General features: G+C 64.1%; 22 protein-coding genes. 7 read left to right on the top strand and 15 right to left on the bottom strand.

Annotated elements, in window-relative coordinates; all coding sequences use genetic code 11:
* Nucleotides 1-130: 130 nt before the first annotated feature.
* Together GA0061099_RS17945 and GA0061099_RS17940 are read left to right on the top strand one after the other, a co-directional pair.
* Entirely contained in the window at nt 131-1,057 is a 927-nt protein-coding gene (locus tag GA0061099_RS17945; protein ID WP_036028005.1) for an alpha/beta fold hydrolase, read from the top strand.
* Nucleotides 1,054-1,653 (top strand): hypothetical protein, encoded by a 600-nt coding sequence (locus GA0061099_RS17940; RefSeq protein ID WP_036028004.1) that lies wholly within the window; start codon nt 1,054-1,056, stop codon nt 1,651-1,653. The genes GA0061099_RS17945 and GA0061099_RS17940 overlap by 4 nt, the downstream gene beginning before the upstream one ends.
* 19 nt (nt 1,654-1,672) lie before the next feature.
* On the opposite strand, the gene fabI is transcribed toward GA0061099_RS17940, so the two are convergent.
* From fabI to GA0061099_RS17920, 4 genes are read right to left on the bottom strand one after another with little or no spacing between them, the layout of a single operon-like run.
* Nucleotides 1,673-2,461, bottom strand: a complete 789-nt coding sequence (fabI, locus tag GA0061099_RS17935) for an enoyl-ACP reductase FabI (protein WP_036028003.1) — start codon at nt 2,459-2,461, stop codon at nt 1,673-1,675.
* Nucleotides 2,458-3,672, bottom strand: coding sequence for an acetate/propionate family kinase (locus GA0061099_RS17930; RefSeq protein ID WP_036028002.1), 1,215 nt, complete (start codon nt 3,670-3,672; stop codon nt 2,458-2,460). Before GA0061099_RS17930 ends, fabI begins: the two co-directional genes overlap by 4 nt.
* Nucleotides 3,673-3,677: 5 nt before the next feature.
* A complete protein-coding gene (locus GA0061099_RS17925; RefSeq protein ID WP_036028001.1) occupies nt 3,678-4,640 on the bottom strand; it encodes a phosphate acetyltransferase in 963 nt (320 codons plus the stop codon).
* A 29-nt stretch (nt 4,641-4,669) separates the two neighbouring features.
* The gene (locus tag GA0061099_RS17920) at nt 4,670-6,898 is read right to left on the bottom strand and encodes a DUF3141 domain-containing protein (RefSeq protein WP_036028000.1); all 2,229 of its coding nucleotides are present in this window, start codon (nt 6,896-6,898) and stop codon (nt 4,670-4,672) included.
* Nucleotides 6,899-7,052: 154 nt separating this feature from the next.
* On the opposite strand from GA0061099_RS17920, the gene GA0061099_RS17915 reads away from it, so the two are divergent.
* Nucleotides 7,053-7,571 carry a GNAT family N-acetyltransferase gene (locus GA0061099_RS17915; RefSeq protein WP_036027999.1) on the top strand — a complete coding sequence of 173 codons (519 nt, stop codon included), beginning with the start codon at nt 7,053-7,055 and terminating at the stop codon, nt 7,569-7,571.
* A gap of 21 nt (nt 7,572-7,592) precedes the next feature.
* Here the strand turns inward: GA0061099_RS17915 and GA0061099_RS17910 are convergent, their stop codons facing one another.
* From GA0061099_RS17910 to GA0061099_RS17880, 7 genes are all read right to left on the bottom strand, one after another.
* Entirely contained in the window at nt 7,593-8,051 is a 459-nt protein-coding gene (locus GA0061099_RS17910; protein ID WP_035999416.1) for a hypothetical protein, read from the bottom strand.
* Entirely contained in the window at nt 8,035-8,952 is a 918-nt protein-coding gene (locus tag GA0061099_RS17905) for a DUF2950 domain-containing protein (RefSeq protein WP_036027998.1), read from the bottom strand. Before GA0061099_RS17905 ends, GA0061099_RS17910 begins: the two co-directional genes overlap by 17 nt.
* Complete coding sequence (locus GA0061099_RS17900) at nt 8,949-10,637, bottom strand: DUF3300 domain-containing protein (RefSeq protein WP_036027997.1); 1,689 nt, start codon at nt 10,635-10,637, stop codon at nt 8,949-8,951. Before GA0061099_RS17900 ends, GA0061099_RS17905 begins: the two co-directional genes overlap by 4 nt.
* A gap of 113 nt (nt 10,638-10,750) precedes the next feature.
* On the bottom strand, nt 10,751-11,656 hold the full coding sequence (locus tag GA0061099_RS17895) for an ABC transporter substrate-binding protein (protein WP_244429367.1): 906 nt from the start codon (nt 11,654-11,656) through the stop codon (nt 10,751-10,753).
* Between the two features lie 167 nt (nt 11,657-11,823).
* Nucleotides 11,824-13,716 carry an ATP-binding protein gene (locus GA0061099_RS17890; protein WP_036027995.1) on the bottom strand — a complete coding sequence of 631 codons (1,893 nt, stop codon included), beginning with the start codon at nt 13,714-13,716 and terminating at the stop codon, nt 11,824-11,826.
* Nucleotides 13,717-13,934: 218 nt separating this feature from the next.
* Nucleotides 13,935-15,170: an HlyD family secretion protein gene (locus tag GA0061099_RS17885; RefSeq protein ID WP_036027994.1), complete on the bottom strand. Its 1,236-nt coding sequence runs from the start codon at nt 15,168-15,170 to the stop codon at nt 13,935-13,937.
* Complete coding sequence (locus GA0061099_RS17880) at nt 15,163-15,588, bottom strand: hypothetical protein (protein WP_035999432.1); 426 nt, start codon at nt 15,586-15,588, stop codon at nt 15,163-15,165. Before GA0061099_RS17880 ends, GA0061099_RS17885 begins: the two co-directional genes overlap by 8 nt.
* Before the next feature lie 164 nt (nt 15,589-15,752).
* Between GA0061099_RS17880 and GA0061099_RS17875 the strand changes: the two genes are divergently transcribed.
* Nucleotides 15,753-16,205, top strand: a complete 453-nt coding sequence (locus GA0061099_RS17875) for a hypothetical protein (protein WP_035999435.1) — start codon at nt 15,753-15,755, stop codon at nt 16,203-16,205.
* A gap of 17 nt (nt 16,206-16,222) precedes the next feature.
* On the top strand, nt 16,223-17,023 hold the full coding sequence (gene ppk2 / locus GA0061099_RS17870) for a polyphosphate kinase 2 (RefSeq protein ID WP_036027993.1): 801 nt from the start codon (nt 16,223-16,225) through the stop codon (nt 17,021-17,023).
* A gap of 163 nt (nt 17,024-17,186) precedes the next feature.
* On the opposite strand, the gene GA0061099_RS17865 is transcribed toward ppk2, so the two are convergent.
* From GA0061099_RS17865 to GA0061099_RS17850, 4 genes are all read right to left on the bottom strand, one after another.
* Complete coding sequence (locus GA0061099_RS17865) at nt 17,187-17,627, bottom strand: hypothetical protein (RefSeq protein WP_035999439.1); 441 nt, start codon at nt 17,625-17,627, stop codon at nt 17,187-17,189.
* A 15-nt stretch (nt 17,628-17,642) separates the two neighbouring features.
* Nucleotides 17,643-19,343, bottom strand: a complete 1,701-nt coding sequence (locus tag GA0061099_RS17860) for an aspartate:alanine exchanger family transporter (protein ID WP_035999441.1) — start codon at nt 19,341-19,343, stop codon at nt 17,643-17,645.
* A gap of 17 nt (nt 19,344-19,360) precedes the next feature.
* A complete protein-coding gene (locus tag GA0061099_RS17855; RefSeq protein ID WP_036027992.1) occupies nt 19,361-22,114 on the bottom strand; it encodes a decarboxylase in 2,754 nt (917 codons plus the stop codon).
* 173 nt (nt 22,115-22,287) lie between these two features.
* The gene (locus GA0061099_RS17850; RefSeq protein ID WP_036028022.1) at nt 22,288-22,968 is read right to left on the bottom strand and encodes a YoaK family protein; all 681 of its coding nucleotides are present in this window, start codon (nt 22,966-22,968) and stop codon (nt 22,288-22,290) included.
* A gap of 132 nt (nt 22,969-23,100) precedes the next feature.
* Here GA0061099_RS17850 and GA0061099_RS17845 point away from each other — a divergent pair, with 132 nt between their 5' ends.
* On the top strand, nt 23,101-24,789 hold the full coding sequence (locus tag GA0061099_RS17845) for an aspartate:alanine exchanger family transporter (RefSeq protein ID WP_036028021.1): 1,689 nt from the start codon (nt 23,101-23,103) through the stop codon (nt 24,787-24,789).
* An 11-nt stretch (nt 24,790-24,800) separates the two neighbouring features.
* Complete coding sequence (locus GA0061099_RS17840) at nt 24,801-25,685, top strand: alpha/beta hydrolase family protein (RefSeq protein ID WP_036027991.1); 885 nt, start codon at nt 24,801-24,803, stop codon at nt 25,683-25,685.
* Nucleotides 25,686-25,695: the final 10 nt, after the last annotated feature.

Here is a 25,695-nt window from a genome sequence, read left to right as displayed (position 1 = left end):
GCGATCCTCCCTGGAAGATTTTCCTGAAACGCTAGGCAGGGCGGCCGGGGAAGGTTTGATCTAGCTCAATGGAATTCCACTCGCGGAGATCGAGGATCGCGGGCATCAAGACACCGGCAGTACCCTCGCGATGCCTTTCCTCAGCCACGGCTCATATCGGATCCGCTATGAGCTCGACGGTCCGACGGGCGCACCGGCCTATGTTCTCGTGAACGGGCTGACGCAATATTCCGAGCTGTGGGGCACGTATCGCGAGGCCCTATCGGCGCGAGGCTTTCGCGTTGCGACCTTCGATCTGCTCGGCCAGGGCGCCTCCGACAAGCCGAGGCTCTTCATCAGCCAGGACGATCAGGTCGCTGCCTTGCGCCTCCTGATCGACGAACTGGGAGACGGTCCGGTCTTTCTGAGCGGGATCAGCTTTGGCGGCCTGATCGCGCTGCGATATGCGATCGAGCACGGCAAGCGGCTGGCCGGGCTGGTGCCGATGAGCTGCTTTGCGGAGCTGTCGCCGCAACTCTTGCTGCTTGGCAATGCGCTGCGGACCGGCCTGATCCTCGGTGGCACGAGTTACCTCCAGGATCTCCTGTTGCCCATGAACCTCTCGGACCAATGGCTGAAGCCGCTGCTGGACAAGCTCGATAGCGTGAAGCGGCAAGGTTGGCTGGTCAACGACGTCTACGCGCTGCAAAACCTGATGGAATCCTTCCTCGACTTCCAGCCGCTCACGCCGCACCTGTCCGCGATCGCCGTTCCGACCATGATTCTCAACGGCGAGTTCGACTTTCTCACGCCGCGGGGTCTCCACGAAACATTGCGAGTCGAGATTCAGAACAGCTCATTGGTGATCATCCCCAGGGCCTATCACGCCTTCACGCTGGAGAAAGGGACACTGACCGCCGATCTGCTGGCGCGCTTTGCCGAAGACGTGCTGGCCGGCCGCTGGCAGGGCAATCAAGCGGTCTGGGTGGCGTCGGACCAGCCCGGCGGCGAGCTCACGCCGTTTCCTGCCGGCTACGATCATCTGCGTGCCATCCCGGTCAAGCGAGCGCTGCCATGAGCGGCTTCCTCGGTCCCGTCGCGCCGGACGGCCGCATTCCACCGTACCAGCAGACGAAGGTCGCAGCATTCCTGATCTCGGCCCACGGCGCCCTGGCCCGGCAATTCGCTTTCATGCTGCCCGCGAGGCTCGACGCGGCATGGCAGACCGAATTGAATGCTCAATTTTATCGCGAGACCGAGATCGTCTCGCTGCTGCTGCGCGCCACGTCCTGGGTGGTGGATCCTTCCCTGGGTTACATGTTCGCCTCCTGGGAGTCCGCCTGGCTGCCTGCACCGGTCGAAGGGATCGCAGACCCTCGCCTTGCCCAAATGATTCACCTCGCAGCGCTTGCCCACGCCGTGCATGCCGGTATACGGCCGGCTGCGCTCCTACCGATCGAGGCCAATGCGCAGGATCCTTTTGTTATGGCGCTACGCCGGATCGAATTCGAGAGTGGCCGGCTGTTGCAGGCCCAGATTCTGTTTCTGAAGAGCACAGATCTTGCGCCGCATCGCGACGCGGTCAGTGCGGCGCTCGCGCAGCGTCACGCCGGAGTCCGCAAGCTCTGGCGCGAATTACTTGAGAGCATCGGCATCGGCGCACCGCCGGCATGACCACGCGCGGTTGCGCCGGTCAATCGATGATGTGATAGCCGCCGTCGATATAGAGCACGCCACCGGTGATCAGCTTGGCGCCGTCGAGCGCCAGGAACGCGGTGGCATTGCCGACATCGTCGATGCTGACGAGGCTGCGCGAGGGCGCCTTGGATTGCGCCTTGTCCATCAGCTCGTCGAACTCCGGAATGCCGGAGGCTGCGCGGGTCGCGAGCGGTCCCGGCGAGATCGCGTGCACGCGGATGCCCTTCGGACCGAGCTCGGCAGCGGCGTAGCGAACGGCGGCCTCGAGCGCCGCCTTGGCGACGCCCATGATGTTGTAGTTCTCCACCACCATCTGGCTGCCGTAATAGGTCATGGTGAACATCGTGCCGCCGTTCTTCATCAGGGGTTCGGCCAGATGTGCCATCCGCAGGAAGGACCAGCAGGAGACGTCCATGGTCTTCAGAAAGCCGTCGCGGCCGACATCGACGACGCGGCCGTGCAGTGCTTCCTTCGGCGAGAAGGCGATGGAATGAAGCAGGAAATCGAGCTGCCCCCACTCCGACTCGATCCGCTCGAAGACCGCCTCGGTCTGGCCTTCGACCATGACGTCGAGCGGCAGGAAGATCGGCGCTTCGAGCGCCTGCGCCAGCGGCTCGACGTGCTTCTTGGCGCGGTCGTTCAGATAGGTGACGGCGAGGTCGGCGCCGAGCGCGCGAAACGCCCTGGCGCAACCCCAGGCGATCGACTGGTCGTTAGCGATGCCGACGACGAGGCCCTTCTTCCCCTTCAGAGCGACCTTGCTGTCCGGAAATACTGGAATCATGACACCCTCTCTTGTCTTGGGTTGGGCGATTGGCCGTTCATCAGCAGCGCCAGCGTGTGCTGCGCGATCATGAGCTCCTCGTCCGTCGGGACGACGTAGACCGGAACGAGACTCGTCCTTGCCGATATCAGCCGCGAATGGCGTGTGTTCTCGGCCGGGTCGAGTGCCACGCCAAGCCAGCCGAGTTGCTCCGCCACGCGTGCGCGGATACTGCTCGAGTTCTCCCCGATGCCGGCGGTGAAGACGAAGGCGTCGATCCCCTGCAGCGCCGCCGCCAGCATGCCGGCGTTAAGGCCGATCCGATAGACGAAATAGTCGACCGCCAGCTTCGCTTGTGGCTCCGCACTCGTCTCTAGCTCGCGCATGTCGTTGCTGACCCCGGAAAGCCCCTTCAATCCGCAATCGCGATAGAGGAAATCCTGCACCTTCGATGCCGTCATCCCCTTCTCGGACAATAGGTACAGCACGACCCCCGGATCGAGCTGGCCCGGACGCGTGCCCATCGGCAGCCCATCGAGCGCGGTGAATCCCATCGTGCTCTCGACGCTCAGCCCGTTCTTCATCGCGCACATCGACGCGCCACTGCCGAGATGGGCGACAATCACCCGGCGCTTCGCGACGTCTGGCGCGATCTGCGGCAGCGCCCTGGAGATGTACTCATAGGAGAGCCCGTGAAAGCCGTAGCGCCGCACACCTTCGGCGTGGAGCTGGTGGGGGATGGCGTAATGATCGGCCAGCGGACCGTGCGTGCGGTGGAACGCGGTGTCGAAGCACGCGACCTGCGGGATCGTCGGGAAATTGGCCAGGATCGAGCGGATCGGCGCCAGATTGTGCGGCTGATGCAGCGGCGCCAACGTGACGAAGCGTTCCAGACGTGCCACCACGCCATGATCGACAAGAATTGGCCGCTCATGATCCGGCCCGCCATGGACGACGCGATGCCCGACCGCCAATGGATGGATGCGCGCCTCGTTCCGCAGCCATTCCCCCGCGACTTGCATCGCCGCCGGCACGTCCGGAATGGCCTCGATCGGATAGGCCCGGTCCGCCATGGGATCGTTGCCTGCCCTGCTTGCCCGCAAGCGCGGACGGCTGCCGATGCCGTCCACCTGCCCCTTGATCAGGCGGCGCAGAACGCCCTCACCCTCGACCGCAAAGACCTGGAACTTGACGCTCGAGGAGCCGGCGTTGACGACGAGTATGCTGTCCATGGCGGTCACGCCGCGACTGTCGGCGCCTTCTGGCGCCGCGCGTGAGCATAAAGTGCAGCAACCGCGCAGGACGCCATCCGCGCTCTTGGGCTGTCCGCACGCGAGGTCAGGACGACGGGGACGCGCGCGCCGAGCACAATGCCGGCGCCGTCGGCCTTGGCGAAATAGGCGAGGTTCTTGGCCAGCATGTTGCCCGCTTCGAGATCGGGCACGACCAGGATCTGAGCGCGGCCGGCCACCTCGGACTTGATGCCCTTGATCCGTGCGGATTCGAGGTCGATCGCGTTGTCGAACGCCAGCGGCCCGTCGAGCACGCCGCCCGTGATCTGGCCGCGATCCGCCATTTTGCAGAGCGCCGCGGCCTCGATCGTGGATGGAATCTTCGATGTGACGGTTTCGACCGCGGAAAGGATGGCCACCCGCGGCGACTTGCCGAAGCCCGCCTGATTGTAGAGATCGATCGCGTTCTGAATGATGTCCCGCTTGGCGTCCAGATCGGGGAAGATGTTGATTGCGGCGTCAGTGACGAAGATCGTCTCGGCGTAGGCCGGCACATCCATGACGAAAACGTGGCTGATGCGCCGATCGGTGCGCAATCCCCCGACTTTGGCCGTGACGGCTCGCATCAGCTCGTCGGTGTGAAGGCTGCCCTTCATGAGCAGTTCGCCGCGCGCGGCATGGATCAATTCGACACCCCTCGCCGCGGCTTCGTCGCTGTGCGCGGCATCCACGATCTCATAACCCGAGATGTCCAGGCCGAACGTGCCAGCCGTATCCCGGATCTTCCGCTCCGGTCCGACCAGGAGCGGCCGGATGATGCCGGCAGACGCGCTGTCGACGGCGCCGCGCAAGGATGTCTCATCGCAGGGATGCACCACGACGGTCGGCGTCGGCGGGATTGCCCTGGCCGCCGCGATCAGGCGATCATACTTGCTGGGAGACTGCGTGGCCGTCGCATCTGCTGACATGATGTCGCTCCCGATCCTTGCAACTCGCGTTACGACGCCTTCGCCTTGGGATCGAAAGGGGCAACGTTCGACGCCCTTTCGGCACCTTCCGCGGTGTCGAGGCCAAACAGGCCGGCGATCTGCCGCAGCCGGTTGGCGCGCTCGCCGGTGACATCCGCACTGGCCGACAGCACCTGCTCGATCGCCTCGAATGCTGCGCGGCGAACGTTCATGTCGTCAGGCAGCAATTTCGGGATTGCAGCGAGCGCCCCTTCCCGGTCGAGCAGCAGCATGAAGAACTGCTCGCGTACCAGCATCTTGAACTCGGCAAGAGACATGCGTGCGCCGCCATGATCCCGGCGGACCCGGCGCAGAGCCTCGATGCTGCGTTCGTCCACCATCCCCCGTGCCGAGCCGACATAGAGCAAAGCGCGTAACGCCGCTTCACGGAGGCCGCCCTCACCGATCCGCGACTTCAGCTCGGCAATGCGCTTCTCGAGCATGGTGCGATGCTCGGCGGACATCTCACGCCGACGCGACGGCGTGGACGTCGGATCGATCCCGACCGCCGCCTGGAGCGCCGGGGATCCGTAGACGCTGAGGAACATCGCTTCGCTGAGCGCCTCCTGTGAATCGCGCCAGCTGTCGAGGGCGTGAACGACCTGCTTCGAGATCTGCTCCTGGAACGCCAGGAACGGATTGTCCGCAGCGACCGGCTTGCGCTTCTCGGCGGCCTTCTCGGCCAATGATTTCACCGTCGCCATGAAAGGATTCTGGCTGCTGAACAGCTCGTATTGCAGCCGCAGCGGATGCATGTTGTGAGCCCATTCGGCCATCTGTGGCGTCACCATGCGCTTGAGCCATGGCTGGACGAATTTTCGATAGGCCGCCAGGTTGATTTCCGAGATTCGTTTGGCGGTGGCAAAGCGTCGCTCGTCCTCAGGCGAATTGCCGCCCATGGCGCGGATGTCGTCGAGCGTCCGCGCTTCGCAGCGCATCACCCACTGGCCGACGACCAGATCCGAACTTGCGGTTTCCTCATCCTTCGCCTCGAACGTCGCTTCATAGAGTCCGGGCGGCAGAACGTCGATGAGGTCGATGTTGCTGGAAAATTCCGCGTGCTCCTTCTTGGCGACGCCGCCGGAGACGAAGATGCCGAGATGGCCGATGTTCTGGTGCACGGTGTAGACGATGGTCTGGCCATAGGCCCTGATCTCATCGACATCGGCATAGCAATCGAGGATCCAATGCAGCGCCTGCTGCGGCGGCGTGATGTTGTCGCCCTCCGAGCAGAACACCACGATCGGGGATCTGATGTTGCGAAGGTCGACCTTCCGGCCATCGGACATTTCGATGTTGCCGGCCGCGAGGTTGTTGCCGACGAACAGCTCATCGACGATGAATTGGATCTCCTCGGCGTTCAGGTTGACGTGGCCGCCCCACCAACGCTCGAATTCGAGGTAACGATCCGCCTCGGTGTCGACCTTGGAATAGACGTTGTATTGCTTGGTCCAGAGCGTATTCGACGGGTTCTGGTTCTCGAAGTTCTGCACCAGCCAAGCACCATCGAACTTGCCGGCGCCGAGATCGGAGGTCAGGGCCGTCAACCAGCTTCCGCCCAACAGGCCGCCCGAGTAGCGCATCGGATATTTTCCATGCACGCCGGCCCAATAGGCCAGCGGCGCGCCGGCGATGATCAGCGGGCCGAATAGCTCGGGACGTAGCGAGGCCAGGATCATGACGGCCCATCCGGCCTGACAATTGCCGATCACGCAGGGCTTGCCGTCGGCATCCGGGTGAAGGCTCATGACCCTTTCGATGAAGATGGCTTCGGCACGCGCGATGCGCTCGATGGTCTGACCGGGCATCGGGTCCGGCAGGAATCCGATGAAGTAGCAGGGATGGCCTGCTTTCATCGCCACCCCGATCTCGCTGTCGGCCTTGAAGCCGCCGATGCCGGGGCCGTGGCCCGCACGCGGATCGACCACGACGAACGGCCGCCGGTTCATGTCGATCTCGACGTTGGCGGGCGGAACGATGCGCACCAGCGCGTAATTGACGGGTTCGGCGAGCTGGCGCCCGTCGATGATCAACTCCGCCGCATATTGCAGAACATGCGGGGCGGTTTGCGCGAGGTGCTCCCTGTACTGGTCCCCGCGCCGGCGCATGATATCCAGGAACAGGATACTGCGCTGTCCCGCATCGACGAGGTATTCGACTGCCGAGGCGACCAGCCCCGACATGGGACCGCCCGGAATTTGCATCTTGTGCATGGACATGTTCTCGACCTCTCCGTCGCCTCGGCCAATTGACGGCTTGGAGCGAGGACGAACGTTGATCTAGGTCAAGATGATCTGCACGCTTCGGAGGCGTCTATCCTGCATTATAGGGCATGAGACCCGGCCGGGCGGTTTTGAAAGAGCGACATCGGCAATGTCCCAAGCTGCAACTTACAGCGTGCAAACCGTGCTGAAGGACAGCACCCCGATCCAGGTCCGCGCGCTTCGCGCCAGCGACGAGGTGGACACGCTCGCCGCCGTCGCGCGTACCGGACCGCAGTCGCTGCAGAACCGGTTCTTCGTTTTGAAACGGCATTTCTCGGAGAAGGAGCGTGCCTTCTTCATGGACGTGGATTTCAGCAATCACGTTGCGCTGGCCGCTCTCGCCGAGGAACAGGGTCGATACGCCATTATCGGCGGCGGCCGGTACGTCATCGTCGAGCCCGGTCGGGCCGAGATGGCCTTCGTCGTGGTGGATGCCTGGCAAGGTCGCGGGGTGGGCTCCTTATTGCTGAGGCACCTGACAGAGATCGCGCGCGAACAAGGCGTAAGAGAGCTCACAGCCGAGGTTCTGTCCGACAACATGCCCATGCGCAGCGTGTTCGCGAAGGCGGGCTTCAAGCTCGCGCGGAGTGACGATCCGAGAACGGTGCACCTGTCGCTCACGCTTTGATCCGCGCGCCCGGCTTGAGCCTCACCTCAAAGCGATCGTGATCCGACTGATATTGGCCGCCAGCTCGAGTCCCGCCTTCGGGCCTTGCAGCACCATCGTGACGCCCTTTTCATTGCGCAGGTGCACACCATTGGCGCCGCCGACCAGCGCAAAGCCGCCGCCGACGGAGCTGTAGTTGCCGGCGAAGTCACTGACCTCCCGGATACCGGATGCCCAGCCGTCGAGGCGGCCGACCGTTGCACCGACCGTGATGCCCAGGCTCACGCCGCTGACGTTGAAGGGGTAGGTCTTGCCCCGGTACGTCAACACGCCGCTGCCCACGCCACCGCCGGCCAGGAATCCCGCTTTGACGATCTTCACTCTGACCTGACCGGTGGCCTGCGCGAAGGACGGCGCCGCCGGCAGGGTCAGCCCGAGCGCGAGCAGGAGCAGCGCGATCAGGCGAAATGCGCGCACGCGCGGCTCAGGGTTTTGCGGCATCGACCTTCTTCCAGGTCTCGTCGGGATCGAACAACGTTGTGCGCTCGGCGACGAACGCCGTGCGCTTGCCGAGATCCTTCTGATAGACGACGCCGTCATGATTGACCAGGAAGGTCATCACGCCCGAATTGCCGTACTCCGCGGGCCAGGCGATCAGGCCGAAGCCACCGATCATCTTGCCCTTGACGACGTAGTTGAGCGCGCCGCCGGGTGCGTCCCGCCCCTGCCCTTTCAGAATCCGGAAGTAATAGCCGTGATAGGGTGCAGGGCCGACATCGCCGCCGCGATAGCCCTCCTTCGAGGCTTCGGCCGCCAGCGCGCCGAGCGGACTCGGATCGCTGTCGTCGCGCCAGAACAGGCCGTCCTTCTTGCCGGGCGAGGAGACAATGCGCTGCGCGTAGACGCCGACGCCCTCGCCGCGGTCCTTTTCCGCATATTCGTTTTGCGCGTCGACGAAGGCGAGCGCGGTCTGGATCGCGTCGAGCTCGTTGCGGCCGATGCGACGGCGCAGCACCTCAATGCGTCCCTCGTCGGTGTCGAACGCCCAACCCGTCCTGGTGTTGACCAGCGGAATTGGAAACGGAAAATCGTCCGGCCCGAGCATCAAGGTGGCGGTCTTGTTGCCCTCCGCCTTGATGCCGTGCTTGGCGTCGTACATCGCAGTGAAACGCGCCCGAATGTCGTTGTCCGCAATCTCGTCGCCGGACGACACGATGTCCTCCGCATTCCTGCCGAGCACTTTCAAGATGTCTTTCGGGCCGCTCTTGACCGCGGCGGCGAGCGCAGATGCGGCCTCTTCCGGTGTCTTGTAGGATTCCTGTGCGAGAGAGGCCGATCCGAGCAGCGCGAGCGCGAGGACGCCGGGTATCAGCGCACGGCTAAACGATTTCATGCCGGTCATGGCATCACCTCCGCAGGAATTTTCGCGCCGCCGGCGAGCCAGTCGCGATAGGTGCGGAACGCCAGCCCGAGTTTTTCGTAATGGACGCGCAGATAGCCGTCGCTGCCGCGGGTCACGGCAGCGGGCATCGCCTGCTCGACCTCCTGCGCCATCACGCCGACATAAGCCTTGTCGCTGCCGATATAGCTGAAGCGATAATAGCCAAGGCCGTTTGAGAGATGACCGAGCAGGACGATGTCATGCTTGAGCGCGATATCCGAGCGCCGACCACCACCGCCACCGCCGCGGAAGCCGCCTCCCCCACCGCCGCCACGCATCGCCATTCCGCCACCGCCGCCGCGGCCGGCAAAGCTTGGTCCGCCGCCGCCACCGCGCGGCATGCTCGCCATGCTGGCGCGGCCGCGCGCGGATGCTGCAGCCGCCGAGCGGCCGGAGGAGACGTTCATGGCACCGCCGCGACTGCCGCCGCCACGATTGGCCGCACCGCCACCGGCGCGGTTCGCAGCCTTGGCGCGATCGCCACCGCCCTTGGTCGCACCTTTGGCACGATCACCGGCACCGGCACGATCGCCGCCGCCAGGCCGGTCGCGCGTCCCTGCGCTGGGGCGATCGCCCGCGCCCGGACGGTCGCCACGATTGCCGGCGCGATCCCCTGCGCGATCTCCTGCGCGATCTCCTGGACCGCCGCGATCACCCGCACGATCTCCCGCCCGGTCCCCGGCACCCTGGTCGGGGCGCAGCACCTGGTTGCCGTCGCGGCCGCGGAAATCCATCCGGTCCGACACGCCGGCCTTCAGATTGTTGTTGCCGAAGCGCTGCTGAACATTGCTGTTGTTGTAGCGCACACCGCCGCGATGCGCCGGATTGTGCTGCCAGCCATTGCCGATGTTCGTGGTGCGATGGTTGACATAGACGTTGCGGTTGCCCCAGTTGCAGCCGCCGCCCCAGTAATTGCCCCAGCGTCCGATCGCCCAGGCCGTGCCGAACGCGATGCCAGCCGCGACCACGCCGGCGCCGATATAAGACGGGTAGCCCCAATAATAGGGCGGATACTCCGCATAGGGCCAGCTGCCGTAGACCGTCGCCGGGTCGTAATACGGCACGTACATCGCCGCGGGATCGGCCTGCTGGATCACGACGACCTGCTTGCCTTCCTGAGACTGGACGCTGACCTTCTGCTGCTTGGTCGTCACCAGCTTCTTGTTGTCATAGGCCTTGTTGCGCAGACGCTGGATCGCGTCCATGACGTCGGGCTGCTGGGCGAGGAAGGCATCGCCCAGCTTCTTGGTCCAGTCGAGCTGCTCGCTCATCATCGCGAGGACATCGGCGGTGCTGGCCAGCGCCTTGACGCTGTCGTCCCAGCCCTGCTTTTCCACTTCCGTCTTCAGCGCATCGCCCTTCAGGCTCTTGCGCTCCTTCAGCCAGCGGTCGGCCTGCACCACCTCCAGCGGATAGGTCGAGGCGGCCAGTACATTGGCGAGCAACTCGTCCGGATAAAGCGCGATCGGCGCGACGAGGGCCTCGAGCTGCTCGGGCTTCAGGAGCTCGGCCGCCGGTGCGGGCGGGCTGGCAGGCTGCGCCTGCGGCGCCGGGGCTGCAGGCGTCGTTGGGGTCTGCGCCATTGCGGCGACCGAAGTTGCCATCAACAGCGCCAGCGCCATCAGGGTCTTGCCGCAACGAAACATCACATCCTCCCTGGGACTTCGAGTGCGGGAGGATCAAGCCGGGGCGCAGGCGTTTGTTGATCGAGATCAACGAAACGAGGCAGTCGGGGCTGCCGCAGCGCAAGATCGGATTATCATTCGATCAGCTCGGCATCCAGCAGAAGCCGGCTCGGGACCGTCAGGCCGAGCGCCCTGGCCGTCTTCATATTGATGACGAACTCAAACCTGGTGGCAAATTGCACCGGAAGAGTGCTGATATCGGCACCGCGCAGGAGACGGTCGACATAGCCGGCGCCATCACGAAATTGCTGGGTCAGATCTGCACCATACGACATCAACCCGCCATTCGACGCGTAGAAACGGACTGCGAAGATGGCGGGCACGCGCCGCTGCGCCAGCAATGCAATGGCCATCGCGCTGTGGGTTCCGAAGAAGCCGCCATCCGGCAGCACGACGAGGCCGCCGCCTGTGCGCGCCGCCGTCTCGATCGCTCCCGCCATCTCCGGACCGCTGCGAACGCTCGCACCGGCGATCTTGAGGCCGAGACGGCTTTCCATCTGGTGCGCCGCTTGAACATAGAACGGTCCGTAGGGTGCCGATTCCGGATTGAACAGCAGGGCCGCATGGCTCATCCCCGGCACCATGTCCTTCAAAAGGCCGAGCCACTTCCCGCTCATCGAATGCTCATAAAGCGAAAAGCCGGTCAAATTTCCGGCCGGCCGGGCCAGATTGGCGACAAGGCCCGTCCCTACCGGATCGGAAAGCCCCACGAAGACGATCGGAATTCGTTGCGTTGCATCGCGCAGCGCACGTGTTGATCCCGTACTGGTCGAGAACAGCACGTCCGGCGCCGCGGCGACGAGCTCGAGCGCCTCCAACTTCTGGCGCGCGGGATCGGGGCCCGGCCAGCGCACCTCCAGGCGGTAGTTCTGGTTGGCGACCCAGCCTCGATCGGTGAGACCCTGCTGAAAGGCTTCCACGCGCATTTGCGCGCCGGGATCACCAACGACATTGCCCGTCAGCACGCCGACGGCGGGCATTCGGTCCTGGGCTTTCGCCAGGACCGGCAATGCAGCGGCAGCACCAACCAGCCTCATGAAGTCACGACGTCTCATACGCCTCACGCTCGCCCGTCGTACTTGTCATGCGACCGAGAGAGAACGGCTTCAGCGCCGTGATGTTTGATCAAGATCAAGATACCGCCCGCTCAGCGAGCGGTCGGAAGCCTGATCGTGAACAGTGCGCCGCCCGCAGGCTGGTTCGCAGCAGCGATCGTGCCGTGATGGGCCTCGACGATGGTTCTGGCGATTGCAAGGCCCATGCCCATGCCTTGCGGTTTGGTCGTGAAGAACGGATCAAACAGGTTTGCGAGATCGGAGGCGGGTATTCCGGGCCCGGTGTCGGCGATCCTGATTTCGGCCTGATTGCCGGCAAGCTGGGTCGCGACGCTGACCTCCCGCTTTCCGGCCTCCGCATCGGAAATCGCATCCATCGCGTTGATGATCAGGTTGAGAATGACCTGCTGAAGCTGGACCGGATCTCCCTTGACGTGAAGGCCGGCCAGGGCCGGCAAATAGCTCAACGTGATCCGGCGTCCCTGAGCGAGGGCCTTCACCAGATCGATTGCTTCGCGCACTGTATCGTTGAGCTCGATGTGCTTGACCTCAAACGGGGTCTTTTTCAGAACGCTGCGCAGCCTACGGATCACCTCGCTCGCCCGTTGGTCGTCCCTTCTGATGTCGGCGAGGATCTGCTGAATCTCGACAAGGTCGGGCTGAGCGGCCCTGAGCATGAGCTCTGCAGTCTCCGCATTGGTCAGAATCGATCCGAGTGGCTGGTTCAGTTCATGTGCGATCGATGTGGTCAGCTCGCCAACTGCCGAGTAGCGGTTGACGTGGGCGAGTTCCGCCAGCCGCTGACGCGATTCGACTTCGGCGACGCGGCGCCGGCGACGCTCGTGCAGGAGCCCGCTGATGAGTCCCGCCTGGATCAGGAACACGGCCGAGATCATCAGCATCTGCCAGTGATAGCGCTGCCAGATACTCGGCTCGCGAAACAGGATGGTGCTTCCCTTGGGCAGGCGACTCTCGCTGATGTCCCAGCGCTGCAGCTCCCGCCAGTCGTAACGCGGCGCGGCGAAGGCGATCGGCTCATAATTGATGCTCGCCGGTTTCGCGCCGCCGAGAATGCCGATCGCGGCGCTGACGGTCCGCGACGTCGTTTCCCCAATCAAGTGCATCGGTCCCCCGACCGTGCTCTCGCCGAAGAACGGCTCCTGGTAGGAGAAGATCGGGGCGTTCGCGACGGCATGCAGGCTGCGCAGCGCCCAGTCGCTCTCATAGACCACCCCGGCCGCATCGACGGACATCAGCCCCCAGAACAGCGCGGTGTGAGACGGGAGCTTCGATGAGCGCTTCAGGATCTCCTCGAACGACAAATCCGAGTACCAAACGAGTTCGATCCGCTCCGCAAAAGGTTTCAGCTCCCGCTTCAGCTCCTCCGTCCAAAACCTCTCGAGCGGCGAAGCTCCGACCACGATCGCAACCGATTTTGTATCGGGCAGGACCTGAAGAATGTTGTCGAAGGCCGCGACGAAATCGTTGCGGACAGCCACGACGACATCGTTGTCGCCGAGATTGGCGCGATCGATCAGTCGATGCTCGACTGCGGTCAAGATCAGCGGCGCATCGGGGAACAGCCGAGCGCGGTATTTCTGCGCAAATCGGGCGGCGGGCGCGCCGATGCTCACGACGATGTCGGGCGTCGCCCCCTGGTACAGCGAGTGCAGATACTCGACGAAGGGCGCCTCGGGACCCGGATTGTTGAAGCGCGCGGTGAGCAGCGCGTGCTCCTGGATATCCAGTGGCCAGGGCGATTGCCGCTCGAGCTCGGCCTTGATGTCGCGCGCATACTCGCTCCATGGCCGAAACTCGCGGCCGAAGGAATGCAGCAACAGCACGCGCTTAAGCTCTCCGCGCCGGCTCCGCTCGACCGCACCGGCTTGCCCAGCAAACAGGCACTCGGCCACGAGCAGGCCGAGACAGAGGAGCGCGGCAGCGAGCCGTGGCTTCACCCGGTCTTTGCACGCGCCCCCGCTCATGCTGCACCTCGCAGCTTACGGCCAGCCGCTTTCCAGGCAATTCTAGCTGGAATCGCACCATACGGACAGCCCCCGACGCGGGCCTGAGCAGCGCGTGACGACGCGGCCATAGGCGTCCACCAGTTGCGCGCAGGACGGCGCATAATAGGCGCCGGCGGCCGAAATGGCAGGCGAGGACGACTTTCGGAGACCACGTCTCGTCCGTCCTCTTCTCTCGTTCAATGCCCGCCGCTCAGCACGAGCGTCTGGATCGGCAGCAACAGCGCCTGGATCCGCAGCAGCAGCGCGTGCACGAGGCCGACGCCGTCGACGACGTGCAGCGCGATCTTCCGGCTGGTCGAGGTGTCCTTGGCCGAAATCTCCTCGTGATTGCTGGTGTAGGCGTTGACGATGCAGCTCGAGCCCGGCGTGACACCGTCGAGACCGCCCTTGTAGAGCGGCTCCAGGAAAACCAGGATCGTGCCGGGACGGACGGCATTCTGCGGGTCGATGAGCTGCTCTCCGGTGCGAAACTGCCCGGCCGCGATGTAGTCCTGCACCGTCGTGATCACCATGGGGATGATGACCCAGGGTTTGGATATGCAGGTCGCTTCCGCCACCATGCCGGTCTTCATGACCTGCGCCTCGATCTGGCCGAAACCGGCCTGGAGCGCCTTGCGGCCCGCGCCCTCCGGAACGAGAACACCGGCCGGACGCATCAGCTGGTTGACGACATCGCCGGGGCGAACCAGGAACTGCTCGACGCGCCCGTCGACGCCGGCGCGTACGAAAGTCTTGTCGAGATCGACCTGCGCCTGGTCGAGCGCGGCTTCGGCGCTGGCCTTCTGGGCCGGCAGCAGAGCCGAGACCTGCAAGGACACTGACTGCTTCGCCGCCGTCGCGGCGTCGATGCCGGACTGTCGCTGATCGACCAGCACCTGGAGCTTGTCGATGTCACGCTGTGGAACGATGCCGGGATTGCGGCGCTGGAGCTCGGTCTTGACCTCGAGCTCGTCTTTGGCCTGCTGGTAGTTGGCCCTCGCTTCGCCGAGCTGCGCCTCGGCCTTGACCACGTCGGCCTGCGCCGTCTGCATGGCGGCATCGACTTCTGCCACCTTCCGCTTGGCGGTCTCGACCGCAGCCTTTTGCTTCGAGCTATCGAGCGTGAACAGCACATCGCCCTGTTTGACGGGCGCGGTGAAGCCGACTTTGACCTCGGCAACACGGCCCGAGCCTTCGGGCAGAATTGGCACGGTGCGGAAGTACAGCGTCGCCGACGATGTCGCCGGATGGAAGTAGAAGATCATGGTGATGAGCGACACCGTCAGCATCAGGCAGGCGGTGATGCCCCAGCGCAGCTCGTACCAGACCGAGAAGAAGGTGATTTCCTTCCCGAAGCGCTTGCCCTGGGCGTAGCGGCGGTACAGGTAGTCCGGAAGGATCGTGACGAGGGAGCAGATCAGCAGCTCAAGCATGACTGCGCTCCTTCTCCTTGGCGGGTCCCGGCTTGTCCGCGGGGGGCGGTGCGACGGCCGCCTCAGCCTGGACTTCCTCCGCATCGGAGGCCGGCGTCGCGTCGGCGATCTTCTCGACGGACCCGGCAATGCTGCGCAGCGGCGTGCCGAAATCCGGAAGATCGATCATTGCGAGGAGCAGTCCGGCGATCCAGAAGATGTGCATGTGCGTGAACAGCGAGATCAGGCCGAGCACGGCGACTAACTCGAACTGCAGTTTATGCGTTTTGTGCGCCATCCGCTCGGGCAGGCTGTGCAGTTTCCAGTAGAGCGTGCCGACCCAGAGCACGGCCCCGATCAGGAATACGCCCATCACCACCATCAGCGTATCGGTCCCGCTCCCCGGTGCGAGATAAAACGGCAGATGATGCGGTGCCATCGGATGAAGCTGCTCGCTCAAACGTCTCTCCCGGTCAAAACGTCCATGGGCGGCACTGTGTTCGGGTATGTTCGCGTTTGTTTGATTTGAGTCAAGGGAACACGTCAGTGCCAACCCTAGCGTCAGCCGCATGCTGATTGGACAACCATCAGGAGCCGCCCGCCATGCCCGGCCTAGACGATCTCATCCCCAGCGCAGCCCAGATTCGTAAGGAAGCCGCCCTCAAGGAAGCCGAAAAGGCGGAGGAATATGTGCGCCTTGCCGCCGCGGCCGAGGCGGAGAAGCGCGCCTTGATCGAGCGCTTGAGCAAGCCCTCGGGCAAGACCGAGGAGGAGAAGATCAAGCTCGCCTCGACCGTGATCCAGCGCGCGGTGCGCAACGGCCTCACGGAAGTGCTGGTCTATCGCTTCCCCAACTCGCTCTGCACGGACAAGGGCCGCGCCATCAATCAGATGGAGAAGGGCTGGGAGAACACCCTGACCGGAATTCCCAAGGAGATCTTCCAGCTCTGGACCGATTACCTGAAACCGCGCGGCTATCGCATCGCCTATCAGATCATCGATTTTCCGGGCGGCGTGCCCGGCGACATCGGCGTGACCATTTCCTGGGACGATTAGCAACAGGTGGGATCGGCATGGCGAAGGACGGCCCTGCGGAGCGGATGAAGCGGAAGGATTACCAGAAGGAGCTCGAGAAGCTCCAGGTCGAGCTGTGCCATCTCCAGGACTACGTGCGGGAAAACAAGCTCCGGGTCATCGTCCTGTTCGAGGGTCGGGACGCCGCCGGCAAGGGCGGCACGATCAAGGCGATCACCGAGAAGGTCAGCCCGCGCGTGTTCCGGGTCGTCGCCCTGCCCGCGCCGTCCGACCGCGAGAAGACACAATTGTTCTTCCAGCGCTACATGGAGCGATTTCCGGCCGGCGGCGAGATCGTGATCTTCGACCGGAGCTGGTACAACCGCGCCGGTGTCGAATACGTCATGGGCTTCTGCACCCCCGCCGAGCACGAGCGTTTCCTCAACCTGTGCCCGCAGATGGAGAAATACGTCATCGACGGCGGCATCATCCTGATCAAGATCTGGCTCGAGGTCGGCATGGACGAGCAGGAGCGCCGTTTCAAGGCCCGCATCGACGACCCGGTCCGACAGTGGAAGCTCAGTCCGATGGACCTGGAATCCTTCCGTCGCTGGTACGATTATTCGCGCGCGCGCGACCTGATGCTGAAGAAGACCAGCACGAAGGATGCGCCCTGGAACATCGTCCGCTCTGACGACAAACGAAGGGCGCGGCTCAACTGCATCGCGCACCTTCTCGGCGCCATCCCCTTCAAGCGCATCAAGAAGGACAAGATCAAACTGCCGAAGCGCTCCGACAAGGGACGCTACAACGACCAGGCCAGCCTCAAGAAAATGAGTTTCGTCGCGCAGCGCTATTGAGCAGCGTCAGGCCGCTAAAGCGCGATGCGATTGGAATGAATCGTCATCGCGCTTTAGGTTGTTGTTTGAGCATGTTCTATTCGGAAAACCGCTACACACTTTTCCGGATCATGCCCTAGGGGCCCGACGCTGCCGTCGATCGCTCAATGGCCATACAACCCCTTCAACTCGATTTCAGGCGGATCGTGACGCCACCGACTGCAGCCGATACTTCCGCGCCGACCCGCGGGCCGCTGAGCTGGAGGATCACGCCATTGCTGTTTTGCAACTGAACGGCGCCGGCACCTGCGGCGATTGCCCCACCCGCTCCTCCCACGGCATAAGAGCCTTCGATCGACGCCGGCCCCTTTAGATTGAGCGCGCGGCCGACGAACTTCGTGGTCGACGCTCCGATGGTGAGGCCCACGCTCATGCCAGACACCGTGAATGGGTATTTCTTGCCCCGGTAGACCAGAACGCCCTCACCGCCACCGGCGCCGACGATGAAGCCACCCTTGGTGAAGACGACCGCGACCTGGCCGGTGTCGGCACGCGCGGACGTGCTAAAGCCGGCAACAGCGGCGAGCGAAGCGACCAGGACGGCGCCGAAGGACAGTTTTCTCATGACGTTTTCTTCCCCTTATTGAGCCAGGATCATCGCGAAGTAGCCGAAGATGGTGAGAAGGATGCCCGAGACGGCATAGCCGACCGGGAATCCGATCCAGGGCACGGAGCTCTGGATCTCGACCGCGGCCTCGCGGCACGGGCCGGAATGCGACCGCGCGCCGGCAACGCCGCCCATCAGCACCGCCGGATTGATCTTGAAGACGTGGAAGCCGATCGCCCAGACGATGAACGGCGGGATCGTGCACGCGATGAAGCCGACGATGAAGATCTTGAGCGCGAGCGCGCCGGTGAGCTGAGCCAACAGGCCGGCGCCGGCATTGACCCCGACGATCGCGACGAACACAACGAGGCCGAGATCCTCGAGCACGTTTCGCGCCGCGTTCGGCGTATTGCCGAAGAAGCGCAGCCGCGACACGACCGAGGACACGATCACGCCGGACAGCAACAGCCCGCCGGCATTGCCGAGACCGACCTTGGCACCGAAGGCGGGGAATTCGATCATGCCGATGAGGAAGCCGATGATCATGCCGACCGACAGGGTCAGCAAGTCGGTCGAGGTGTTGGCGCGCGCGATGCGGCCCCACATCTCGCCGAGCTCGTTGACCGCCGACTTCAGGCCGACCACCGAGACGATGTCCATGCGCTCCAGCTTGGTCTTGAGACCGGCCGGGATCTGCACCCCGCCCCGCTCGACCTTGGTCACCTGCAGCTGGCCGGCGATGGCCGTGTCGCGGAAGGACTCGAAGGTCCGCCCGACGACGTCCTTGTTGAAGACGACGATTTCCGCCTGGTCCATGGGTATACCGAGCGTCTTGGCATCGGCGACCTCCGGACCAATCAGGCCCATCTTCTCAGTCAGATGCTCGGTCGATCCGCCCAGCGCGACGATATCGCCCTTCTGCAGCACGAGCTCGGGATCAGCCCCCTGCGGCTCACCATTGCGCCCGACATTGACGATACGGTACTCGGGATTGACCGTGCGGAATTTGGCGATGCTCATCCCGATCGTCGCAGGATTCTCCAGCCGGTAGGCCCGCAGACCGAACTGACGGTAGCCGGTCAGGGCGCCGCCTTCGAGATCTTTGACGCCGAACTCCTGCTCATACTTCTTGGCGGCGGCCTTGGCATCGACGCCCCACCAGCGCGGCAGGTATTTGCAGATCAGGATGATGCCGACGGTGCCCCAAATGTAGGTAATACCGTAGGACAAAGCGATCATGCCGGAGGCATCCTCGGGCTTCATCCCGGCAGGCAGTTTCACGACTCCCGACGTGACGGCCTGCTCGGCCGAGCCGATCGCCGCCGACATGGTCTGCGATCCCGCCAGCATTCCGCCAGCCGCACCGGGCGGCAATGCGAAGAGCTTCGCCCCAAGCACGACGAGGGTCAGGCCGATCACACTCGACACCACCGCGAGGAACAAGAATTTGATCCCGTCGCCCCGCAGGCTGTTGACGAAGGACGGACCTACGCGCAGGCCGACGCCGTACATGAAGAGATAGTAGAACAGGCTCTTGGCGAAGTTGTTCAACTCCAGCTTCACGCCATAGCTGGATGCCCAGACCGAGATGCCCGCGCCGACCACGATGGCACCGGCGACCATGCCGAGGCCATAACCCTTGATGCTGGCTCGGCCGATATAGACGGCGAGACCGACCACGAAGAACAGCAGCAGATACGGGTACTGTTGCAAGAACTGGAAAAATGCCTGCATGTTCGTCCCCTCCCGACCTATGACGCGGCCTTGAGCTTCGGCTGGGCGCTGGGCTTTGGCCTGCCGAGCTTGGCCAAGGCTTCCGTCCGTACGAGTTTCAGCCCTTCCTTGGCGTCGTAGCCGTGGATCTCCTTCACATCGAGCTTGCGCATGAAGTCGATCGTCTCCTGGGTGATGACCTGGCCGGGCACCATGATCGGGAAGCCCGGCGGATACGGGATCACGAAGTTGGCCGAGACGAGCTCGGGCCCGGCCTTCAGCCGCCGGTCGATCTCGGGATCGTTGAGGCGGATGTGCTCGCAGCCGGCGACGTCATAGGCCGCGTAGAAGCCGCTGCGGATGTCGCCCTCGTTGGTCTTGGTGCCAGCATCGCCGCGGAAGCTCGGGTGGAAATGCGAGAAGTTCGGCAGATCGGGTACGTCCTTCATGAGGCTCGTCACCCGTGCCTCGAAGGTCTTTCGCGCATTGGCACCGCCCTGGGCCAGGCCGCGGTCGATCTCGCCCGCGATCTCGGCGAGCACGCGAACGAGATGCGCGACGTCGCTGCGAGTGTTGTTGATGTTGGATTGGACCAGCACCGAGTTGCGGGAGGTCTTGTTGACCTGGATGTTGTACTCGTTGGCGAGAATGCCTTTGAACTGCGTGCCGTCATAGCCGGCCGTGCCGCATACCAGCGTCATGCGGGTCGGGTCGAGGCAGAACTCGTCCTCGTCCAGGCTCTTCAGCGTGTTCGCCCAGTTGACGCCGGGGGCGAGGAAGTCGGTGAAGCCGCTCTGGCGGTACTGCGCCGGCACCATGGCGTCGGCACCGAGGATGCGGAAATATTTCGAGATCAGCGGGTTGTTGTTGACCGCCTGGCGGATCGCGAACGCGATCTCGATCGCATTGGCGACGAGGCCATAGCCCTCCAGCTCCATCTGCCGCCGTGAGATGTCAAGGCTCGCGATCAGCTGCTGGTTCGGACTTGTCGAGGCGTGGGTGAACACCGCTTCCTTGAACTGCTGCTCCACGGTGTGGAATTCGACGTCCTTGACCGAGAGCATCGAGCCCTGGCGGATCGCCGACATCGACTTGTGGGTCGAGTTGGTCTGGTAGACGCGCAGCCGGATCTGTCGGGGGTCCGGGATCAGCCGGGTCTTGAGCAGCACCTCGTCGGACGGGTTCTTGCCGAGCTCGGCCTGCTGCTTCTCATAGGCCGCGACCGACTTGGGATCGCGCATCCATGCCTCGATCTCGTTGGCCGCGCCAAGTCCGGTGCGGCGGCGCAGGAATGGCGAGAAACGCGCGAAGCCGAACCAGGCTTCATCCCACAGGAAGATCAGATCGGGCTTGATGGCGAGGCATTCCTCCATCACCCGCCGTGTGTTGTAGATATGGCCGTCGAAGGTGCAGTTGGTGAGGTCGACCATCTTGACGCGGTCGAGCCGGCCATCGGCCTTGGCGCCCAGCAGCGCCTGCTTGATGGTCTTCAGCGGCACCGCGCCGTACATCGAATATTCCGTCATCGGGAAGGCTTCGACGTAGAGCGGCTGCGCACCGGCCAGCACCATGCCGTAGTGATGCGACTTGTGGCAATTGCGGTCGACAATCGCGATGTCGCCGGGCGCGAGCAGCGCCTGCACCGCCATCTTGTTGGACGTCGATGTGCCGTTGGTGACAAAGAAGACGCGGTCGGCGCCGAGCGCCCTCGCCGCCTTCTCCTGCGCCTTCTTGATGTTGCCGGTCGGCTCCAGCATGCTGTCGAGACCGCCGGTGGTGGCGCTGCTCTCGGCCAGGAACAGGTTCGGGCCGTAGAACTCGCCCATGTCCCGGATCCAGTCGGACTTGAAGATCGACTTGCCGCGGGCGATCGGCAGCGCGTGGAAGGTGCCGATCGGACGCTGGGCGTATTTCTTGAGATTGTCGAAGAACGGCGTGTCGTAGCGATCCTGGATGCCTTCGAGGATCGATAGGTGGAGTTCCAGCAGCTCTTCAACGGAATAGAAGATGCGACGGACCACATCCGCCTCGGGATTGCCGGCGAGCTCCTCCACGTCGCGGTTCGAAATCATGTAAAGATCGAGCTCGGGCCTGACGCGCTTGATGATCTGGGCGAGCCGCAGCGCCGAAGCGTCGGTTTCGTCGTTGAGACCGGCCGAGGCCATGATCGAGCGCAACACCGGTGCATCGTGCCGCGAACGCAGGCCAAAGCCCTCGTTGATGATGACGGCTCCGATGTTCGGATTGAGCATCGTCGCACAGAAAGCGTCCTCCAGGCTGCCGACGATCACAGGTTCATAGATGAACGCGTCGACCGGGCGCCGCAGCTTGCGCCATTCCGCGGCCAGCGCCGGCCATTGGCTGGAAGATACGCCGGTGACGATCAGGGTTTCGAAATACGGCCTGCGCGCGCTGTGCGCGCCAAAGGCCGGCGGCGCCAGCTCGGGCGCATCGCCGTTGCCGTCGTCCTTGGGGCTCCAGTCACCGGCATGTTGGCGGAAGGATCGCGTCGCCAGTGCCTGGGCAATTCTCGTCGTAAGGGCGAACGATGATGCACCGTCGCCGGCGACTGCTGCTTCCCGCAGCGCCGCCATGAGGTGCGGACCGGGATAGCCGTGAAATTCTTCGATGATCGAAAGATCGGCCAACGCCGCGTCATAGGCTGCGCGATTGCCCACGCGCGCCCAGGTCTTTGCCGCCTCCACAAGGTCGCGCCAGTCGTCTGCCCGCGCGCCCGGGCCGGAAAAGAACTGGTCGATACGCTTCTGTGCGGGCTTGGCGTCTTTGGACATCTCTCTCTCCCGATCCTCTAAAGGTGATGCGGATCGTGGGTGCGGCGCGGCTCGCTCCATTGATCCAAGTCAACGGTCGCGTGCATTCTGCGGGCCGACGCCGTGCCGTTCGCAGCGCAACACGAAAAGATCAGGCCGTTCGTTGTGCGACGCTCACCTGATTATTGGCGCGCTCATCTCCCCTCCTGCGAACGTAGCGCTTCGCAGCGCAGCAGCACGATCAACAGCGCGACGACCGGCAGGCCCAGCGCGAGATCGGGGACGCTCTTGGTTGCAAAGGCTCCGGCGGCGGCACCGAAGCCGAACACGACGCACAACGCGATGAAAATGCCCGAGCGGCGCAGCGTTCCGAGTGGTGCGCCGCCTGCTGCGACTGCGAAGACGTTCTCGATGGCCTGACGCATGTTGCTGGTGATCATCACCGTGCTGCACACTGTGCCTTCGACCTTGACGAACATTGCGGCCTGCATCGCTGCCACGGCGGAAATACCGAGCGTTCCAGCCAAATCGGGCAACCTATTGTGCAAGATGCCGATCGCTATCAACAGCAGGATCTCGATCAACGTACTGACCGCGCTGGCCCGCTCGCCCGTTGCGCGGCGCAGCCAGGCTGCGAGCACGATGCCGACCGCGAACGCCAGGATTGGCGGCACGAAGTGCAGCGCCTTCGCCCAGTTGCCCGCCATCGCGTGAACCCACAGGAAGATCAGGTTGGCGGTCTGGGCATTCGCCAACACGCCGTGGATGATCCAGGTATAGGCGTCGATATAGCCGCCGACAAAGGCGAGCAGCAGGACGATCTCGACTGTCTCGTCGCGGCGGATCGCACCGGTTGTGACGTTCAGGGTACTCATGACGGCAATATGGGCTTTCGCGAACATTCCATCGCGTCATAGCCGCCGCCACGTCGCCGCGAAGGCTTGATCTGGATCAAGCAACATCCGGCCGCCGCCAATCAAATCGCTCCAAAGCGCCGGGGGAATGCCATGGAAACCGTCAGGTGGATCATCGCCACCGCACCGGAAATTTTCCTGCTGCTCGCGATCGCGATCGGCACCATCCTCGGCCGCATCAGGATTCGCGGCTTCTCGATCGGAACCACCGCCTGCATCCTGATCGTCGCCGTGCTGATCGGACAACTCGGGAGCTTCACGTTCCCGCCGATCCTCCGGGCGATCCTGTTCAGCCTGTTCGTCTTTACGATCGGTTACCGTTCTGGACCGGAATTCTTCGCCTCGCTGAGCGTGCGGACCTTGGCACAGGTCGTGCTGGCGTTGGTGATCGGCGCCACGGGGCTCGCGCTCGTGCTCATCTTCGCGCGTGTCTTCACGTTGGATACGGGGACAGCGGCAGGACTGACGGCAGGAGCGCTGACGCAATCCTCGGTGATCGGCACCGCATCCGGCGCGCTGGCGCAGCTCGGCCTGCCGAGCGACGTGCTGAAGCAGCAGGAAGCCAACATCGCGGCGGGCTATGCGGTGACCTACGTGCTCGGCTACATCCTGACGCTCCTGTTCGTGCCATTCGTCGCGCCGCGGCTGATGCGGATCGATCTGAAGGCGGAGGCGAAAAAGCTCGAGGCGGAGCTCGCGGGCGGTACGCCGCCAAAGACGGAAAACCTGTCATATCGCAAATTCCAGGCCCGCGCCTATCGCGTCTCGGCCGGCGCTGGTCGTACCATCGGTGCCATCGAGGCGGAGATCGGCGGCCGCACGGTCGTAGAGCGGATCGTGCGCAGCGGGGCCGACATCAAGCCGCAGCAGGATACCGTGCTCGAGGCCGGCGACGACATCGTCATCGCCGGTCCGACCGCCGCGATCGTCGCGGCCAAGCCGATCCTCGGGGCCGAGATCGACGCGGGGGAACTGCTGCGCAACCTGCCCGGCAATGTGATCGAAGTGCTCGTTGAGAACCGCCAGCTGCACGGCCGCTCACTGCGCGAAATCGTTGACCGGCTCGGCGACAATGCACGCGGTGTATTCCTGCGTGCGCTGACGCGCATGGGGCGGGAAGTGCCGCTCGGTCCCGATACGCGCGTCTATCTCGGCGACGTCATGACGCTGGTCGGCAGCACCGGCAATATCGCGCGGGCAACGGCGCCAGTGGGACACGCTCTGAATACGAGCGACCGCACCGACATCGCCTTTCTCGCTGCGGGCATCGCAGTGGGTCTTCTGGCCGGCCTTGCCAGCTTCAAAATCGGCACTGTCGCATTGACACTCGGTGGCGGCGGCGGCGCGCTGATCGCCGGGCTCGTCTGCGGTTGGTTGCGTTCGCGCAGGCCGGGCATCGGCGCAATGCCGCCCGCGGCGCAGCAGACCCTGAGCGACATCGGCCTCGGCGGCTTCATCGCGGCGATCGGACTCGGCAACGGCCTTGCCGCCTGGTCGGCGATCCAGGCGCACGGTCTGTTGCTGGTCGGCATGGGCATCGTCGTCACGCTGGTCCCGATGACGGTGGGAACGCTGGTTGCCTATTATCTGCTGCGCATGAATCCGGTCGTGACCTGCGGTGCGCTCGCCGGCGCCATGACGGTCGATGCCGCCGTCACCGGCGCCTGCGACGTTGCCGAGAGCCAGACGCCGGTGCTCGGCGTCGCCGTCCCCTACGCGGTCGGCAATGTCGTCCTCACGGTGCTCGGCCCGATCGTCGTGGCCGCAACCTATTCAGGTTGAGGGAGGCCCGGATGCGACGCGGACCTGCATTGCTCCATTTTTTCGCGATCACCTTGCTCAGCGTTTTCGTGGCCGCATCGCCCACGCACGCCGCGGACGAGGTCCGCATCCAGGAGGAAATCTGGGCGCTGCCCCTGCCGCTGCCGATGTTCGCCTATCTGGTGCGCCCGGTCGGCGACGGTCCGTTCCCGCTCGTCATCATGAATCACGGTGTCTCGCTCGACGCGACCCAGCGCAGCCTTTTCCCTCTGGTCGAATTTCGCGACGCCGCCAAATGGTTTGCGAGGCGCGGCTATCTCGTGGTGGCCCCGGTGGGCAGCGGTTATGGCGCGCAGGCAATCGACATCCCCGAACGCGGAATGTTCGGCCCGTTCTTCTCGAAAATCGGGAAGTGCGCCAATCCCAATTTCCGTGATGCCGGCCTCGCGGTCGCCCAGGTCGATCTCTGGATCATTGACTATCTGGCCGCCGAGAAGCGGATCATCCCGAAGGACGTGATCGTGGTCGGCCAGTCTGCCGGCGGCTGGGCCTCGATCGCCCTTTCGAGCGTGAACCCGCCACAGGTGAAGGCCATCATCGTCTTTGCCGGAGGCCGCGGCGGACGCGTCGACGGCAAGCCGAACAACAATTGCGCGCCCGACCGACTGGTCGAGGCCACCGCCGATTTCGGCCGTACATCGCGCGTGCCGATGCTGTGGATCTACACCGGGAATGACACGTATTTCGGTCCCGACCTATCGAAGCGCATGCACGCTGCCTTCATCGGCGCCGGCGGCCGGGCCGAATATCACCTGATGCCCCCGTTCGGCAACGAGGGACATTTCCTCCTCGGTTCGCCGGACGCGGTTCCGCTCTGGTCGCCGTTGGTGGCGAAGTTTCTCGACGCGCAGAACTGAGTCCGGATCT

It is taken from the genome of Bradyrhizobium yuanmingense, assembly GCF_900094575.1.
Lineage (GTDB): Bacteria > Pseudomonadota > Alphaproteobacteria > Rhizobiales > Xanthobacteraceae > Bradyrhizobium > Bradyrhizobium yuanmingense.
This window is presented reverse-complemented; position numbering and strand designations above follow the sequence as displayed.